Genomic DNA, 16,556 nt, shown 5'->3' on the forward strand with positions numbered 1-16,556 from the left:
ATATCGTCTTGTGGAGTGCCCACACAGATTGTCTGATAAATTGTTAAAGAGCAGTGAGTTAGCCGCCGTAGCTTGCTATCTCGAGGTGGCGTATAATACGCTTTCCTCTTTCAGAGTCAACCCCTAAATTTCAGGATTTTTTCTCTTCGAACCCCGGAGACTCTGTGAAGTTGTTCACATGTTCCGTGTCGATGGAGGCGCATTATAGGGAGCCGGCTCAGAATGACAAGGATTAATATTCACTTTTTATCTGACCGCTCACTATTCATGCATAACGTCTACTAAACCCGCTTTTTAATGGCTTCCGGCAGGTCTGCCAGGCTGTTTAACACCCAATCTGCCAGTTTCTCGCCTTCTTCAGTGACTGGCTTGCCGGTACGCACCAGTACTTTTGTGCCAACACCCGCCGCCATTGCCGCCTGCATATCTTCCAGTTTGTCGCCAACCATATAAGAAGCAGCCATATCAATGTTCAATTCCTGCTGCGCCTGCAACAACATGCCAGGTTGAGGCTTGCGGCAATCGCACACTTGGCGGAACTCTTCTATTACTGCTTCTGGATGATGTGGACAGAAATAGATGCCATCCAGATCAACATCACGATCGGCTAACGACCAGTCCATCCATTCAGTCAGGTACATAAACTGGTCTTCGCTGAACTTACCGCGTGCGATGCCAGACTGGTTAGTCACCAATACCAAAGCAAAGCCCATCTTTTTAAGTTCGCGACAGGCGTCAATCACGCCATCAATAAAGTGGAAATTATCGATTTCATGGACGTAGCCATGGTCGACATTAATCGTGCCATCACGATCGAGGAAAATTGCTGGAACGCTTTGTGTCACCGGTTTGCTCCTGAGGGCCTGAAAACGTGCACAGTATCGCATGTTTTACCCAATGCTGAGAACGGAAGAGAACAGCGTTGATCGTTGACTTAGACGTCTAGACGCCTTAACATCTGAGTCATACCTTGGTCCACGCCAAGGTTTACTTTTATCTAGCCACGGGCAACCACGCTAAAATAAGAAGAATATGATTAAACTTTCTAACATCACCAAAGTGTTCCAGCAGGGTTCGCGCACGATTAACGCGCTCTCTGACGTGACTCTTCACGTCCCTGCCGGGCAAATTTATGGCGTTATCGGTGCATCAGGCGCCGGTAAAAGTACCTTGATCCGCTGCGCCAATATGCTTGAGCGCCCAACCTCGGGCCAGGTGCTGGTCGACGGACAGGATCTGACGTCGCTGTCTGAAAGCGAACTGACGCGCGCACGCCGTCAGATTGGCATGATTTTCCAACACTTTAACCTGCTGTCTTCCCGTACCGTGTTCGGCAACGTTGCTTTGCCGCTCGAGCTGGATAACACCCCGCGCGCTGAAATCAAAAAACGCGTGACCGAACTGTTGGAACTGGTCGGTTTGTCAGATAAGCATGATGCCTATCCGGCTAACCTGTCAGGCGGCCAGAAGCAACGCGTGGCAATTGCCCGTGCATTGGCAAGCCAACCTAAAGTTCTGTTGTGTGATGAAGCCACCAGCGCCCTGGACCCGGCCACCACACGTTCAATTCTGGAACTGTTGAAAGACATTAACCGTCGTCTTGGTCTGACTATTTTGCTGATCACCCATGAAATGGACGTGGTAAAACGCATCTGTGATCAGGTTGCGGTTATCAGCCAGGGCCAACTCATTGAAAAAGACAGTGTCAGCGAAGTGTTCTCGCACCCGAAAACCCCGCTGGCCCAGCAGTTCATTCAATCCACGCTGCACCTGGATATCCCGGATGACTATGCCAAGCGCCTGGCGCCTGAACGCAGTGGTGGCCGTCAGCCACTATTACGTCTGGAATTCACCGGCCAGTCAGTTGATGCGCCGCTGCTGTCAGAAGCTGCCCGCCGTTTCAACGTGAATAACAACATCATCAGTGCGCAGATGGACTATGCCGGTGGCGTCAAATTTGGCGTGATGCTCGCTGAGCTCCACGGCAGTGATGAAGACGCATTGGCAACGATTAAGTTCCTGCAGGAAAATCAGGTAAAAGTAGAGGTTCTGGGTTATGTCTGAGGCAATGATGTGGTTAATGGCTCGTGGCGTGTGGGAAACCGTCATGATGACCTTTGTCTCCGGCTTTTTCGGTTTCGTACTCGGCCTGCCGGTTGGCGTGCTGCTGTATGTGACTCGTCCGGGGCAAATCGCCGCCAACAATACGCTATATAGAACACTGTCTGGGTTAGTGAACGTTTTCCGTTCCATCCCCTTCATTATTCTGTTGGTGTGGATGATTCCATTTACTCGTTTGATCGTCGGTACGTCGATTGGCCTGCAAGCGGCCATCGTGCCACTGACCGTAGGCGCTGCCCCCTTTATTGCCCGTATGGTAGAGAACGCGCTGTTGGAAATCCCCTCTGGCTTGGTGGAAGCGGCCCGTGCGATGGGCGCAACCCCGATGCAAATCATTAAAAAGGTGTTGTTGCCAGAAGCCCTGCCGGGTTTGGTTAACGCCGCCACCATTACCTTGATCACTCTGGTGGGTTATTCCGCCATGGGCGGCGCTGTTGGCGCAGGTGGGCTGGGGCAGATTGGTTATCAGTACGGTTATATCGGTTATAACGCCACAGTAATGAATACCGTATTAGTATTACTGGTGGTGCTGGTTTATCTGATTCAGTTCTTCGGTGACCGGATCGTCAAGGCCGTCACCCATAAGTAGTTTTTACAGCAACTGCGCTGATATCTACCCGATAGATTTCAGAACCTGGCCAGGCGGCAAGTAAGCGAGTCCCCATGAACAGTAATTGGGGTGAGCGTACACAGCCAACAACGCTGGGCTTTGAAAGATAAAGGGTAAAGCGTATTTCAAATGCGAGTCTAATGAGGAAGGGATATGTCGTTAAAATTTAAATCCATCGCAGCAATCGGCGCACTGATCGGTAGTCTGGCTCTGGTAGGCTGTGGTCAAGAAGAAAAAGATCCGAACCATATTAAAGTCGGCGTCATTGTCGGTGCTGAACAGCAGGTCGCCGAAATCGCGCAAAAAGTGGCGAAAGAGAAATACGGTCTGGACGTCGAGCTGGTAACGTTCAATGACTACGTGCTGCCAAACGAAGCGCTGAGCAAAGGTGACATCGATCTGAACGCCTTCCAGCACAAACCTTATCTGGACCAGCAAATCAAGGATCGCGGCTACAAACTGGTCGCAGTCGGCAATACCTTCGTTTATCCGATTGCCGGTTACTCCAAGAAAATCAAATCTCTGGACGAACTGAAAGACGGTTCTCAGGTTGCCTTGCCTAATGACCCAACGAACCTGGGCCGTTCCCTGCTGCTGCTGCAGAAGGTTAACCTGATCAAACTGAAAGACGGTGTTGGCCTGCTGCCGACCGTGCTGGACGTAACTGAGAACCCGAAAAACCTGAAGCTGGTCGAGCTGGAAGCACCACAGTTGCCACGTTCACTCGATGATCAGCAAATCGCACTGGCGGTAATCAATACCACTTACGCCAGCCAGATTGGCCTGACCCCAGCGAAAGACGGCCTGTTCGTTGAAGGCAAAGACTCGCCGTATGTGAACCTGCTGGTTGCCCGCGAAGATAACAAAGACGCGGAAAACGTGAAGAAATTCGTTCAGGCTTACCAATCTGACGAAGTGAACGAAGCGGCCAACAAGATCTTTAACGGTGGTGCAGTTAAAGGTTGGTAATTATTCATTACCGATTTTATTCCTATAATTGCAAGACGGGCTTCGGCCCGTCTGACACTGTTAATCAAATCCTTTGCGACTGATGCAGTCATTTAGTACTAATAAAAACAAAGGATTATATTTTCTACATTACCCCAAACATCCGAAAACCACGTTTTTCGGGTGTTTGTCAGAAATCTAGACGGGCTCCGGCCCGTCTTGTTATTTCCACGATAGATTGCTTCAATAGCGCCACTTCTATATTCCATCAAGGCAGAGGAATCTCAATGCGTGCTTTACCTCTCTGTTTGTTAGCGCTTGCGCTAGCAGGGTGTTCGTCGCAGCGTTTCGCGCCCCCCTCAACAAACAGCACCAGCAAACCGGTAGCAACAACGCCAACGAAAACGACCTCGGCGGCACGTCCCGCGCCGGTTAAACTGTATAAAAGTGCAGAAGAGTTAGTCGGTAAGCCATTCCGCGATCTGGGTGAAGTTTCCGGCGAGTCTTGCCAAACGACGGTGCAGGATTCTCCACCTAATCTGGCGACAGCCCGTAAACGCATGCAAATCCGCGCTTCTTATATGAAAGCAAATGCCGTGCTATTGCACGACTGCCAAATTGTCAGTGGCGTTGCCGGCTGTTACCAACAGGCCATTTGCCAAGGCTCAGCGCTTAACGTTTCGTCCAAATGACCGAGTTTGTTTTCAATCAGATCGGAACCATCCGTTCACCGTATAAAGAAAAATTCGCCGTACCCCGTCAGCCGGGGTTGGTGGAAGATGGTGGCGGTGAGTTAGTGCTGCTGCCGCCCTATAATCAGGCGGAAGCAGTACGCGGTCTCAGTGAGTTCAGCCATCTTTGGGTGATGTTTATTTTCCATCAAACCATGGAAGGCGGCTGGCGGCCAACCGTCCGCCCACCCCGCCTCGGCGGCAATGCCCGGATGGGAGTATTCGCGACCCGTTCGACTTTCCGTCCGAACCCGCTCGGTATGTCGCTGATTGAATTAAAAAATGTGCGCACTCAGGGCAGCGACGTCGTGCTTGAATTGGGCAGCCTCGATCTGGTTGATGGTACGCCAGTGGTGGATATCAAACCCTACCTGCCCTTTGCCGAAAGCCAGCCACAGGCGCGTGCCGGATTTGCTCAGTCAGCGCCAGCCGGTGATATGCCCGTGTTTTTTGCCCCTGAAGCGGAACAGCAGCTACAGCAACATCAAACACGCTACCCGCAGTTACGGCGCTTTATCACTCAGGTTCTGGCTCAAGATCCACGTCCAGCCTACCGTAAGGGGCAAGAAGTGGAACGGGATTACGCGGTCTGGTTACTGGATTTCAACGTACGCTGGCGGGTCGTGGATCAACAAACCGAGGTGCTGTCTCTCGACCTGCGTTAAAAATCCATCGTCTCTCTTTTGACAACCCGCTTGCACTGGTAAACTAAACCACTTTTGGCCGCCACTGTGGCTACCCAATGCAATTTGCAGTTCTAACGGAACCAAAACACCATGCGTACTAGCCAATATCTGCTCTCCACCCTGAAGGAGACACCTGCCGATGCCGAAGTGATCAGCCACCAGCTGATGCTGCGCGCCGGGATGATTCGCAAACTGGCCTCGGGTCTTTATACCTGGTTGCCAACCGGTCTGCGCGTTCTGAAAAAGGTTGAAAACATCGTTCGCGAAGAAATGAACAATGCTAACGCGATCGAAGTATGTATGCCGGTGGTACAGCCTGCCGACTTGTGGCAGGAAAGTGGCCGTTGGGAACAGTACGGTCCTGAACTGTTGCGTTTTGTCGATCGCGGCGAGCGCCCGTTCGTACTGGGTCCAACGCACGAAGAAGTGATCACCGACCTGATCCGTAACGAGATCAGCTCTTACAAACAGCTGCCGCTGAACTTCTTCCAGATTCAGACCAAGTTCCGTGATGAAGTGCGCCCACGTTTTGGTGTGATGCGCTCTCGCGAATTCCTGATGAAGGACGCGTATTCGTTCCACACCACGCAGGAATCGCTGCAAGCGACCTACGATGCGATGTACGAAGCCTACAGCAAAATCTTCAGCCGCATGGGCCTGGACTTCCGTCCGGTACATGCCGATACCGGTTCTATTGGCGGTAGCGCATCACACGAGTTCCAGGTGCTGGCTGACAGCGGTGAAGACGATATCGTGTTTTCCACCGGGTCCGACTTTGCCGCCAACATTGAACTGGCCGAAGCCGTTGCCCCTGCGGAGCCGCGTGCTGCTGCCAGTGAAGAACTGCGCATTGTGGATACGCCAAACGCCAAAACTATTGCCGAGCTGGTAGAGCAATTCAATTTGCCGGTTGAGAAAACCGTCAAAACGCTGCTGGTGCGTGCTAAAGAAGAAAGCGGCCACAAGTTGGTTGCCCTGCTGGTTCGCGGCGATCATGAACTGAACGAAATTAAAGCCGAAAAACTGCCGCAGGTTGCTGCTCCGTTGGTCTTCGCCACCGAAGAAGAAATCCGCGCCATCATCGGCGCTGGCCCTGGTTCTCTTGGCCCAGTTAATCTGCAGGTTCCTGTCGTGGCCGATCGCAGCGTAGCGGCAATGAGTGATTTTGGTGCCGGTGCCAACATCGACGGTAAGCACTACTTCGGTATCAACTGGGAGCGCGATCTGCCGCTGCCGCAGGTTGCCGATATCCGTAACGTTGTGGAAGGCGATGCCAGCCCGGACGGTAAAGGTACGCTGTTGATCAAACGCGGTATCGAAGTGGGCCATATCTTCCAGCTCGGTACCAAATACTCTGAAGCGATGAAAGCCACGGTTCAGGGTGAAGACGGTCGTAACCAAGTGCTGACCATGGGTTGTTACGGCATCGGGGTGACCCGTGTTGTGGCTGCGGCTATCGAGCAAAACCATGACGAACGCGGCATCATCTGGCCAGATGCTATCGCTCCATTCCAGGTGGCGATTCTGCCAATGAACATGCACAAATCTTTCCGCGTGCAAGCGCTGGCGGAAGATCTGTACAACACCCTGCGTTCACACGGCATCGACGTGATCCTTGATGACCGTAAAGAGCGTCCAGGCGTGATGTTTGCTGATATGGAACTGATTGGCGTACCGCACTCTATTGTTATCGGCGATCGTAACCTCGACACCGAAGAGATTGAGTACAAAAACCGCCGCGTCGGCGAGAAACGCATGATCAAAACCGGTGAAATCGTTGATTTCCTGTTAGGCCAGATCACGCGCTAATCCGCGACAGCTGAAAACAAAAAACCCGCCGAGGCGGGTTTTTTTATGACGCTTATTTACTGTCGCAATTTTTGCTGCGGTCGAAAGCAATTTTGCCGTCAGGCACCAGCGCTTTCTCCGTTAAGCCATCTTCCATTGAAGGCTGAACGCTGAAGTGACCATTCAGGGTCAGGAACACCGGCTCACCCGGGGTTTTATAGGCTTTGGCATAACCTTGCTCCAGGGCGATAGTATTATCAACCGGGAAAGTCTGGCCTGTGGCGCAGTCTTTAAATACTGCCGCATCTGCCATATAGGTGTAACTGCCTTTCAGCGACATCGGTGTCTTAGGCAGTGCCTTCTCTACGGGATCGAGACGGTAATTCAGCTGAGACTCAATCACAGCACCGGTTTGATCCAGCATTTCCAGGCTTTTACCAACCGGACGGAAATAGCGTTTATCACCACGGCTGTCAGTCAGCACCAACTTATCCGCTGTACGCGCCCACTTGCCGTAATCAGCAAAGGTTTGATCGCCATCTTTGGTACCGCGGTAAGTTTCCTGCAACACGAAAGTGCCATCTTTATCCAGGAACAACGAGGTATCCAGGCCACCACAATCAGCGCAAGGCAGAATGCCTTGGTAGCTTTGTTGCATCGCCTGAAGTGGTTGTTCTTTCGGCTGGTAGTGGTTATTACATCCCAGTAACGAAAGTGCCCCTGCCGCTAAAAACAAGGCCAGTGTTATTTTCTTCACAGTTATTCTCCTACTGTGTTTATATCCTTTATTCTTGCCGCTGCCTCTGAGTTGCCAGTGCTCCCTTATCCGAATCACTTACCACGCAAGCGCATTGGAATTCGTTCACTGGCCGACTCGGTGCAACGCCAATTATATTGGGTGTATGTATCCTTAAGTGCGGATCTTACCGCGCAGCGCTTTAGTTGCGCCTTTACGTACCTTGCCTTCCAGCCGGCGTAATTTTGATCCTTTCGTGGGCTTGGTCGCTTTGCGCGCCTTTTCCACCACCATCGCCTGCTGAATTAGCGCGACCAACCTGGCCAGCGCCGACTCGCGGTTTAATTCCTGGCTGCGATATTCCTGCGCTTTAATAATCACGACGCCATCAGCGGTAATTAAATGATTATTCAGGGCCAGCAATCTTTCCTTGTAATACTCTGGCAGGCTGGATGCCCGGATGTCAAAGCGCAAATGGATAGCCGTTGAGGTTTTGTTCACGTGCTGACCACCCGCACCCTGCGCACGGATCGCCGTTAATTCCAGCTCGTTATCCGGTATGGCTACGTTTCTTGACAGTTCTAACACCAATCACACCTGTGCCTGTTGCCACTCGGCAAACTGGATTTCCAGACTATTCTGAACGTCAGAAAGCCAGATAGTTCCCTCTTGCAGCGTAGCCTGTAGCGTCATATTTCGACTGGCCAGCGCGGCCAATTTGCCCAATTGTTCATCATCCAGAAAACGGATGCTTAGGTTTTTGTGGTTTGCCACCTTATTCTGAATCGACTGCCACCACACATGGCCGGCGCGTTCACCGTAAGCATACAACACGACCCGCGGTGACTGATTGCAGGCTTTCTTGATCCGCTTTTCATCAGGCAATCCCATTTCGATCCACATTTCCAGCCCGTTATGGTCGTTCCGCTGCCAGATTTCCGGCTCATCGTCAGCGCTCAGGCCTTTAGTAAATACCAAACGCTCATCCGCGTGGCAGATCCAAGCCAGCAAACGCAGCATCATGCGCTGTTCAGTTTCGGAAGGATGCTGGGCCAAGGTGAGCGTGGCGTCGTGGTAGAAGTGACGATCCATATCAGCGATATTGACCGTGGCTTTATAAATTGTAGCTTTCAGCGCCATGGGTGACCTCATAATTATAAGGCGACAGTGTACTAGATTTGGCCTAACCGCTGCCAGCGCGGCCGGGAAAAGCACGGCACGAAAGCCACGCGGAGGTGCTAATAACTCCACAATAGCTGTGCTATAGTCGTCTAGGATAGAGTCAAGCTCCGAGAGCCTGCGCCTCATCGCTGTAGGGCTTCGATGACGCAGAGGTTCTTAAGGGAGGAAACTGTGCAACAATACTGTGAGTTAGTACGCCGTTTTTACGCTGAGATCGGCAGTGGTGATCTCGGCTACGTGCCTGATGCGTTAGCATGTGTATTAAAGGCATTGGACGAAGTTGCTGCGAATAACGCGCTACCGTCCTCCGTTAGGGAACAGGCGGCCTTTGCCGCCGCTAACTTATTGGTGAGCGACTATGTTGATGAATGATGAGTACCAATCCATCAATTGCGATGACTATGAAAGCCTGGAACTCGCCTGTCAGCATAACTACATTCTGAAGCTGGAGTTACGCGACGGAGAAAAACTCGAAGGCAAGGCCACCGAGCTGAAGTTTACCAAGGGCGTTGAGTATCTGATTATCGATCAGGCCGGCAATGCTCTCAGCTTGCGTCTGGATCATATCCTCAGTTTCAGTCATCCGGAAATCGGTACCGTGGTCGTCAGCCTGTCTGACTGATTAAACGGTAACGCCATCCCAACAGGGCAGCCCAACGGCTGCCCTCGTCTTTTATGGCTTCTGCTAGGGTTTAAGACTGGCATAGTAGGCCGCCAGATCGGCAATATCATCATCAGACAGCGCTGAAACGTAGGCCTTCATCACTTCTGCCTGCCCGCCATTACGCTCGCCTTTTTTATACGCCTGCAATGCATGCTCCAGATACATGGCGTTTTGCCCGGCCAGGTTCGGGTACATGGGCACGGAGACCTTCCCTTCCGCACCGTGGCACGCCATACAACTGGCAGATTTATCCTTACCCGCCGCCGCATCGCCCGCAGCCATCGCTGGCAGGCTGCACAACCCCAACATCACCGCCACTGCGCTCACAAATTTCATCATTGCTCCTTCGCTATGCCCAAAACCATTGGCGTTGCATCGAGGTGGCAACCAAACGCCCCCTGGACGTACAAATCGTACGTGACTGGAGCAAATACAGGTCGCCAACAAAAAGACAACGTCAGGTAGGTTGGGTCTCTTATTATTTTTTATGCCAGTGCAACCGCAGGGGCTGTTGCCCTTCGGGTATTTGAGCGTCCTCGCAGACAAAAACCCCCAGCGCAGCGATAAGTTGATCATCATAATAGACCATCGGGATACGCTCACGCTGCCAGGGAGGAATCCCCAACTCTTGCCACAATTTTTTGATCGGCCGGGAATGCGTTCTACCAAGAATGCGGAGTTTACCTTGGGCGGCAAAACGTATGCTCACTTTTTGTTGTGGCTGTGGCGCCCGCAGGCAAATATCCCCCTCCCCACTGACCAACGTGCCTAATCCGTCCGGCAATGTGAGTGGCTCTGCCAATGACCAATTTAGGCTGAGATCCCGCAGATCGGCCATTAGCGGCAACAGGTATAAACGCCGGCGGAAACGGCGGATCTGATATTGTCGCAGTAGCAGTTGCGGTTCGGCATCGTCGCGGCTGAGTGCGACCTCTTCCCATAGCCGTTGCAGCTGTTCACGTGAGGGCATGGTAACGTCGAATGACGCAATCCAACGGCGTAACACAGCAAAACGCCGGGCTGCTGAACACGCCAGCAAACCCTCAATAGCCAGCGCATTGTCTTCATCCAGCAACGCGTGCAGTTGCTCTGCCAATAACTCGTCCAGCAACTGCTCTTGCTCGGCACACAAGCTGGCGCTACGCGCCGTTGCGGCTGCAAAATGCGGCCAGCGCTGATTCAGCAGCGGCAACACTTGAAGACGCAGGAAATTACGGTCAAAGCGCGGGTTCTGATTGCTGTCGTCGTCAACCCAGGTGAGTTTATGCTGCTGCGCGTAGGCTTCCAACTGTTCGCGTGAAATCCCCAACAACGGGCGCAGCAAACTATGATCCCCCCGCGTTGCCTCTGCAGCCATCGCCGACAGGCCCGCCGGGCCACTGCCACGTTTTAACGCCAGCAGGAAGGTTTCACATTGGTCATCAAGATGCTGTGCGGTAAGCAAGACCTCACCGGCCTCCAGCGTGCTGGCGAAGGCCGCATAGCGCGCGGCTCGGGCGGCGGCTTCAATGCCGCCTTGGCTGCCGTCAACCTGCACGTGCTGAACCACCAGCGGCAATCGCCAGGCAGCGCATAGCTGCTGGCAATGCGCTGCCCACCGATCGGCAAAAGTACTCAGGCCATGATGTACGTGCACCGCACGTAACTGCAATTCCGGCAATTGCTGCCGTAACATGGCCAGCAGGTGCAGCAGCACGGTGGAGTCCAACCCGCCGCTGAATGCCACCAGCAGATGCCGGTTTGCACCCAATTGGCGGGCAAGCTGTGCAGATAATTGATTACTCTTCATTGATTAGGCTTAATGACGTCCAGATAGCTGCACGTTAACCCCCGTCATACCATCAATCAAGCATTAACCGCTCGGATATGCCGCCCCGCCAATAACCACCACATGGCCAACACCGCAACCACTGCCGCAGTGCACCCCATCGCCCACCAGCCAATTTGAGCAAACAGGTGGACATAAGCTTGCTCTGTCGCGCCTGTTGCCGGGTCGTCCGCGGTCTGGCCGGCGATAATGCCCGCCAGGTAATTGGCTATCGAACCGGTGGTCAGCATATAGATGCCGGTCAGCACCCCGGTGGCGCCGGGAATATTCAGACGCGTAATTTGCGCCATCGCGACAGGGTCGATAAACAGTTCGGCGAGCCCCATAACCGAAAGCCCGGCGATCATTAACGCCATCGATCCTTGCCCGTAACGGGCGTTCAGTGCCATCAGGGTAAAACCCACGCCAATCAGCAACAAACCGAAGGCGAATTTTCCCCAGATACGCAGAGTTCGGCTCCCGCTGCCATTTCCTCTTGCCAGCCAGGCCAGCATCACACCGCCAAACATGACGGCAAAAGCATTCACCGACTGGAACAATGCGGTCGGTACTGACCAAGAGAACCATTGGCGATCGACATAGTGGTCGATAAATAAGCTAATGGAGCTGCCGCCTTGCTGGGCGAAAGCCCAGAATAAGGTCCCCAACAGCATCAACGTGACAATCTGCCACAACCCGCGCCGCTGTATCGCCGTGGCCCGGGCCATGATCCGCATCACCATCACGACGGCAGCAGCACACACCAGCATCAGTAATTGTCCGGCCAAATCGTAAATGAACAACGCGGTGAAAAACAACGGAGCCAACAGCAGCATGACGCTCAGCCATACCCAGTTTGGTACCCGAAACGTGGTGGCCGACATTTGAGCGGGATCCACGCCACGCGTATGGCGAAAGTGGCGGCTCCCGCACAGGAAAATCGTTAACCCTGCCAACATGCCGATACCCGCAAGCGCAAAGCCTACATGCCACCCGTAGCGTTCCGCCGCCAACCCACAGGCGATCGGTGCCAGAATCGAGCCGACATTACCGGCGGCATACAGCAGAGAGAAGCCCCCTTCACGGCGCGTATCCTGCGGCTGATACAGCTCACCCAGCAAGCAACTGATATTGGATTTAAACAGGCCATAGCCGCAGATGATGATCGCCAATGCCAGATAGAGTGAATGTGTTGAGACGGCGCTCAGCCCGAGTACGATATGGCCCAGGGTCATCAGCACCGCGCCGGCAATGACGGCGACACGGTTGCCAAGCAGGCGATCGGCAAGCAAGCCGCCAAGAATCGGCGTAACGTAAACCAGGGAAGCATAGGCGCTATAAAGGCTAATGGCGCGGCTGTCGGAATAACCAAGTTGGTGGGTCAGATAGAGAATAAGTAACGCACGCATGCCGTAAAAGCTGAAATATTCCCAAATTTGTATTGCTACGACATAGTAGATTGCGCGCGGCTGTGAGGGTGTTTTCATGGTTTTCTCCCATCAGTCGTTGAACGACAAAGGGGAAGCGCGAACGCCTCCCCTGTTATTACACTTATTTATCGTTTTTCAATACTTTAACGGTGTAACGTCCATCCGCCTGGCGGTACGCGCCGTGGATATCAGTTTCAAAGCCTGGGTAATGCGCGCCGATTTCGCACAGCATTTGCAGGAACTCCAGCACCGGACGGCTTTCCTCCGTCAGCATTTCACCCGGCATAACCAATGGAACACCCGGAGGATATGGCAGGATCATGTTGGCATTCACTTTGCCGACCATTTCCTCCAAATAGACCTCTTCTACTTCGCCGTGCAGTTCCTTCTGGAAGGCTTTGAACGGGTTCATCACCATGGTTGGCAACACTTCAAAGGCGCGGTACATCAGGTCCGGCAGGTTATGCTGTTTCACCAGGTTGTGGATATTCTGAGCCAGCTCCTGGATCCGCATGTTTTCATAGAACTCTGGGGCTTCTTTGTACAGCGAAGGCAGCATGTTTTTCACCCGCAGGTTCAGATCGAACGAGCGTTTGAAGTCAGTCAGACCGCGCAACAGACTCAGAGCTTTGGTTTTGTCGATACCGATGCTGAACAAGAACAACAGGTTATATGGACCGGTTTTCTCAACAATGATGCCGTGCTCATCAAGGTATTTCGCCACCAGGCTGGCAGGAATACCAAACGATTCCATTTGGCCATCTTTGCTCATCCCCGGTGTCAACATGGTGACCTTGATTGGGTCGAGGTACATATGTTCGTTATCAATGCCTTTGAAACCATGCCAGGCACTGTCGGAACGCAGTGGCCAGCATTCCGCTTCGTCGATGTGTTCTGGCTGCCAAACATCAAAGAACCAGCCTTCAGATTCTACATTCAGGCGTTTGATTTCTTTACGGAATTTGATAGCGCGCTCAATGGAGCCGTTGATCAGACGCTTACCGGCATTGCCCTTCATCATTGCCGCTGCGGTTTCGGTAGAGGCCACGATGCCGTAGTGCGGTGAAGTGGTGGTGTGCATCATGTAGGCTTCATTGAAGGTTTCTTCGTTAATGTCACCTTTCACATGGATCATTGAAGCCTGTGAGAACGCCGCCAGCAGTTTATGGGTAGATTGCGTTTCATAAATCACCTTCCCTTCCACACGACCACCGCTCATGCCGCATTTGCCTTTGTAAATCGGGTGGAAATTGGTGTAAGGCACCCAGGCAGAGTCAAAGTGGATAGATTTCACATCCAGCGTGTTCTTAATGAAGTCGGTGTTGTACAGCAAACCGTCGTAAGTCGAGTTCGTGATAACCGCATGTGCAGGCCAGGTGGCGTTTGGCGTTTCTTTTACCCGTTTGGCGATAGTGGCACGGGTAAACTCGCTCTGCGGAATACCGCCAAGGATGCCGTAGGCATTACGGGTTGGTCGGAAATAGATCGGCGTAATGTCGCTCATCATCATCAGATGGGTCAGCGATTTATGGCAGTTACGGTCTATCAGTACGGTGCTTCCAGCAGGTGCGGAGTACATACCAACAATTTTGTTGGCGGTAGACGTCCCGTTAGTCACCATGTAGCTGCGTTCAGCGTTGAATACGCGAGCAATATACTCTTCAGCTTCTTTATGCGGGCCGGAATGGTCCAGCAGCGATCCCAGTTCAGAGACTGAAATCGACACGTCGGATTTCATAGCGTTCGGGCCAAAGAAATCATAGAACAAACTCCCCACCGGGCTTTTCTGGAAAGCAGTCCCGCCCATATGGCCAGGCGTACAGAAGGTGTATTTGCCTTCACGCACGTACTTGAACAGCGCCTTGGTCAGCGGAGGCAAAATGGTATCGACGTACTCATCGGTGTTTTGTTTAATCTTGTCAGCAATGTCGTTAGCGGCACCCAAGGCATACTCGAAGAAACGCACCTGCATGCGTAAATCGTTCAGGCTGACATCCAGCGTTGAATAGCTATTGGCAAATGCATACAGCGGCATGTACTCATTCAGCTGGCTGATTTCTTCACATAACTCAAGGTTGTATTTATCCCAGTCGAAGATGACCCCACACAGCCGAGCATTGTTCTCGATCAGTTTGAGCAGGTCTTCGCGATCGTTCGGATAAACGATACGAAAATTCAGTTTTTCTAACGCGTTGTGCAGTTCGCGGATGGGCTCTTCTTTGAAGTAAACACCCATGTGGTTCATGATAGCAATAACGTTCATAATCATTTCTCCAGGTAATGCGAGCCCCTTGCCATCGCGGATGGCAATTGTTGCAAGGGGCTGAATTAGAGGTGGGTCAGTGCGTACTTAGTGCGCTTTAGCCGGTGTGTTGCTGTCGATAGCGACGGCTTTAGCCGTCTGGCGAGTATTCATTTTGCGGGCATAGAACATCAGAATGATCAGGCTGATGATGAAGGTACCGGACAGTTCGAACGAGTCAGCCCCCATCAGCGCGATGAAGCAGAAACCACAACCCAGAATCGATGCAATCAGGCTCAGCAGGTTACGTATATTGACGCCTTCAAAGCGGATCAGGTCTACGCAAGAGTAGAAGTACGGCAGCATGGTCAGCAGCACCGCAATACCGGTCAACATCCCGAACAGGTCGGAAGCTTTACCGCCACCGGAACTCATGGCAGTAATCAGCACCATCAGCGCGGTCATTTTGCAGCTTGCCAACAGCAGGCCTTTTTTAGGAATGCCGTTTTTATCCATTTCGCCATACACTTTCGGGAAGTTACCGTCGTTGGCAGCACGTACCCCAGCCTGGCCAACCAGCATCATCCACGACCCCAGAGATGTCAGGCAGGCAAAGGCGGTGAAGGCAGAAACCATTGGTGCGGCCCAACTGCCCATAATGGTAGAGGCGCTGATGGCGAACGGTGCGCCGGAAGCCGCCATCTCAGAAGCAGGGTACATACCGCTCATCACCTGAGTTGCAGCGACATAGATAATCCCAGCCAGTGCAGTACCCAGCATGGTTGCCAGTGGCACGGTACGTTTCGGGTTTTTTACCATGCCGGTGCTCACGGCGGCAGACTCTACGCCGATAAACGCCCACAGGCACAACAGGATACTTTTGACGACGGCATGCATGTCCGTTGTCCCGGAGGTGTTCCAGTTAGCGTGATAGGTGGCAGCATCAAACCAATGCCAACCCGCAGTAGCGGTAACAACCACCGGAATCAACACCAATACCAAACCCAGCGTCGTTAAACGACTGACCCAAGAACCGCCGAGAAGGTTAATAAAGGTAAACACCCACACGATAGCAATACAGGCAATACCTGCAGGTACCGGGTTATTCAATGCAGGGAAGAAGGTAGAGAGGTAAGAAACTGCGGTAATGCCGATAGCCAAATTACCGATCCAGTTAGCATGGTAATAAAGCACGCCGGTCTGGAAACCAAATGCCGGTGAAATTTCACCCGCGTAAGCAATAGGACCGCCCTGCTGAGGATTTTTAGTGGCCAGACGCGCATACACATAAGCCAGTGACATCGCGCCAATAATGGAAATTATCCACCCCCAGATAGCGATAGAACCGAGACTTGCCAGGTTCGCGGGCAATAAAGCAATACCGCTCCCCATCATATTACCGGCGACCACGCCGGTGCAGGCAATAAGCCCTATTTTCTTGGATGAAGCCATGGTCAGTTTCTCCTGATTTTGATTTCTTATAAGTCTTGGTCGTTATGCAATTTTGCTAATGACCCGACTTGATAATCAGGATGCTAATGACAGGCGGGAATAAAGTCCTAAAGATAAAGTGATATTACGCTCATGATCATACAAATGATAAATTGAGGT

17 protein-coding genes are annotated in these 16,556 nt (G+C 52.5%); 8 read left to right on the forward strand and 9 right to left on the reverse strand.

Going from position 1 to position 16,556, the window contains the following annotated elements; translation table 11 throughout:
• Nucleotides 1-281: 281 nt before the first annotated feature.
• Nucleotides 282-845 (reverse strand): D-glycero-beta-D-manno-heptose 1,7-bisphosphate 7-phosphatase, encoded by a 564-nt coding sequence (gene gmhB / locus ACI2J2_RS21960; RefSeq protein WP_209639939.1) that lies wholly within the window; start codon nt 843-845, stop codon nt 282-284.
• Nucleotides 846-1,032: 187 nt separating this feature from the next.
• Between gmhB and metN the strand changes: the two genes are divergently transcribed.
• The 6 genes from metN (at nt 1,033) to proS (ending at nt 6,905) form a co-directional block, all read left to right on the forward strand.
• The gene (gene metN / locus ACI2J2_RS21965) at nt 1,033-2,064 is read left to right on the forward strand and encodes a methionine ABC transporter ATP-binding protein MetN (RefSeq protein ID WP_209639936.1); all 1,032 of its coding nucleotides are present in this window, start codon (nt 1,033-1,035) and stop codon (nt 2,062-2,064) included.
• Complete coding sequence (locus ACI2J2_RS21970) at nt 2,057-2,710, forward strand: methionine ABC transporter permease MetI (protein ID WP_012146460.1); 654 nt, start codon at nt 2,057-2,059, stop codon at nt 2,708-2,710. Before metN ends, ACI2J2_RS21970 begins: the two co-directional genes overlap by 8 nt.
• 174 nt (nt 2,711-2,884) lie before the next feature.
• The gene (locus ACI2J2_RS21975) at nt 2,885-3,700 is read left to right on the forward strand and encodes a MetQ/NlpA family lipoprotein (protein WP_402322252.1); all 816 of its coding nucleotides are present in this window, start codon (nt 2,885-2,887) and stop codon (nt 3,698-3,700) included.
• Between the two features lie 266 nt (nt 3,701-3,966).
• Complete coding sequence (gene rcsF / locus ACI2J2_RS21980) at nt 3,967-4,371, forward strand: Rcs stress response system protein RcsF (protein WP_209639933.1); 405 nt, start codon at nt 3,967-3,969, stop codon at nt 4,369-4,371.
• On the forward strand, nt 4,368-5,075 hold the full coding sequence (tsaA, locus tag ACI2J2_RS21985) for a tRNA (N6-threonylcarbamoyladenosine(37)-N6)-methyltransferase TrmO (protein WP_209639930.1): 708 nt from the start codon (nt 4,368-4,370) through the stop codon (nt 5,073-5,075). The genes rcsF and tsaA overlap by 4 nt, the downstream gene beginning before the upstream one ends.
• 111 nt (nt 5,076-5,186) lie before the next feature.
• Nucleotides 5,187-6,905, forward strand: coding sequence for a proline--tRNA ligase (gene proS / locus ACI2J2_RS21990; protein ID WP_265556454.1), 1,719 nt, complete (start codon nt 5,187-5,189; stop codon nt 6,903-6,905).
• A 52-nt stretch (nt 6,906-6,957) separates the two neighbouring features.
• Here proS and nlpE read toward each other — a convergent pair whose 3' ends face one another.
• The 3 genes from nlpE to ACI2J2_RS22005 form a co-directional block, all read right to left on the reverse strand.
• On the reverse strand, nt 6,958-7,641 hold the full coding sequence (gene nlpE, locus ACI2J2_RS21995) for an envelope stress response activation lipoprotein NlpE (protein WP_037426436.1): 684 nt from the start codon (nt 7,639-7,641) through the stop codon (nt 6,958-6,960).
• A 153-nt stretch (nt 7,642-7,794) separates the two neighbouring features.
• Entirely contained in the window at nt 7,795-8,208 is a 414-nt protein-coding gene (gene arfB, locus ACI2J2_RS22000; protein WP_037426459.1) for an alternative ribosome rescue aminoacyl-tRNA hydrolase ArfB, read from the reverse strand.
• Between the two features lie 3 nt (nt 8,209-8,211).
• Nucleotides 8,212-8,760 carry a YaeQ family protein gene (locus ACI2J2_RS22005; RefSeq protein ID WP_402322258.1) on the reverse strand — a complete coding sequence of 183 codons (549 nt, stop codon included), beginning with the start codon at nt 8,758-8,760 and terminating at the stop codon, nt 8,212-8,214.
• Between the two features lie 213 nt (nt 8,761-8,973).
• On the opposite strand from ACI2J2_RS22005, the gene ACI2J2_RS22010 reads away from it, so the two are divergent.
• Nucleotides 8,974-9,174: a YaeP family protein gene (locus ACI2J2_RS22010; RefSeq protein ID WP_037426441.1), complete on the forward strand. Its 201-nt coding sequence runs from the start codon at nt 8,974-8,976 to the stop codon at nt 9,172-9,174.
• Nucleotides 9,167-9,424 (forward strand): Rho-binding antiterminator, encoded by a 258-nt coding sequence (rof, locus tag ACI2J2_RS22015; protein WP_004952197.1) that lies wholly within the window; start codon nt 9,167-9,169, stop codon nt 9,422-9,424. Before ACI2J2_RS22010 ends, rof begins: the two co-directional genes overlap by 8 nt.
• Before the next feature lie 63 nt (nt 9,425-9,487).
• Here rof and ACI2J2_RS22020 read toward each other — a convergent pair whose 3' ends face one another.
• From ACI2J2_RS22020 to cadB, 5 genes are all read right to left on the reverse strand, one after another.
• The gene (locus ACI2J2_RS22020; protein ID WP_209639922.1) at nt 9,488-9,805 is read right to left on the reverse strand and encodes a cytochrome c; all 318 of its coding nucleotides are present in this window, start codon (nt 9,803-9,805) and stop codon (nt 9,488-9,490) included.
• A gap of 139 nt (nt 9,806-9,944) precedes the next feature.
• On the reverse strand, nt 9,945-11,255 hold the full coding sequence (gene tilS / locus ACI2J2_RS22025) for a tRNA lysidine(34) synthetase TilS (protein ID WP_404760855.1): 1,311 nt from the start codon (nt 11,253-11,255) through the stop codon (nt 9,945-9,947).
• 56 nt (nt 11,256-11,311) lie between these two features.
• Nucleotides 11,312-12,760, reverse strand: a complete 1,449-nt coding sequence (dtpD, locus tag ACI2J2_RS22030; protein ID WP_404760856.1) for a dipeptide permease DtpD — start codon at nt 12,758-12,760, stop codon at nt 11,312-11,314.
• A gap of 64 nt (nt 12,761-12,824) precedes the next feature.
• Entirely contained in the window at nt 12,825-14,966 is a 2,142-nt protein-coding gene (gene cadA / locus ACI2J2_RS22035) for a lysine decarboxylase CadA (protein ID WP_209639912.1), read from the reverse strand.
• An 87-nt stretch (nt 14,967-15,053) separates the two neighbouring features.
• Nucleotides 15,054-16,397, reverse strand: coding sequence for a cadaverine/lysine antiporter (gene cadB, locus ACI2J2_RS22040; protein WP_209639909.1), 1,344 nt, complete (start codon nt 16,395-16,397; stop codon nt 15,054-15,056).
• Between the last annotated feature and the right edge of the window lie 159 nt (nt 16,398-16,556).

The sequence above is a fragment of the Serratia sp. NPDC087055 genome, assembly GCF_044900985.1.
GTDB lineage: Bacteria > Pseudomonadota > Gammaproteobacteria > Enterobacterales > Enterobacteriaceae > Serratia.

Excerpts from the sequence above, each read along its gene's own strand:
- ACI2J2_RS22005 (WP_402322258.1), bottom strand. The coding sequence starts at position 8,760 with ATGGCGCTGAAAGCTACAATTTATAAAGCCACGGTCAATATCGCTGAT.
- metN (WP_209639936.1), top strand. The coding sequence starts at position 1,033 with ATGATTAAACTTTCTAACATCACCAAAGTGTTCCAGCAGGGTTCGCGC.
- proS (WP_265556454.1), top strand. The coding sequence starts at position 5,187 with ATGCGTACTAGCCAATATCTGCTCTCCACCCTGAAGGAGACACCTGCC.
- cadB (WP_209639909.1), bottom strand. The coding sequence starts at position 16,397 with ATGGCTTCATCCAAGAAAATAGGGCTTATTGCCTGCACCGGCGTGGTC.
- ACI2J2_RS21975 (WP_402322252.1), top strand. The coding sequence starts at position 2,885 with ATGTCGTTAAAATTTAAATCCATCGCAGCAATCGGCGCACTGATCGGT.
- tilS (WP_404760855.1), bottom strand. The coding sequence starts at position 11,255 with ATGAAGAGTAATCAATTATCTGCACAGCTTGCCCGCCAATTGGGTGCA.
- ACI2J2_RS21970 (WP_012146460.1), top strand. The coding sequence starts at position 2,057 with ATGTCTGAGGCAATGATGTGGTTAATGGCTCGTGGCGTGTGGGAAACC.
- rof (WP_004952197.1), top strand. The coding sequence starts at position 9,167 with ATGAATGATGAGTACCAATCCATCAATTGCGATGACTATGAAAGCCTG.
- rcsF (WP_209639933.1), top strand. The coding sequence starts at position 3,967 with ATGCGTGCTTTACCTCTCTGTTTGTTAGCGCTTGCGCTAGCAGGGTGT.
- ACI2J2_RS22020 (WP_209639922.1), bottom strand. The coding sequence starts at position 9,805 with ATGATGAAATTTGTGAGCGCAGTGGCGGTGATGTTGGGGTTGTGCAGC.
- cadA (WP_209639912.1), bottom strand. The coding sequence starts at position 14,966 with ATGAACGTTATTGCTATCATGAACCACATGGGTGTTTACTTCAAAGAA.
- tsaA (WP_209639930.1), top strand. The coding sequence starts at position 4,368 with ATGACCGAGTTTGTTTTCAATCAGATCGGAACCATCCGTTCACCGTAT.
- dtpD (WP_404760856.1), bottom strand. The coding sequence starts at position 12,760 with ATGAAAACACCCTCACAGCCGCGCGCAATCTACTATGTCGTAGCAATA.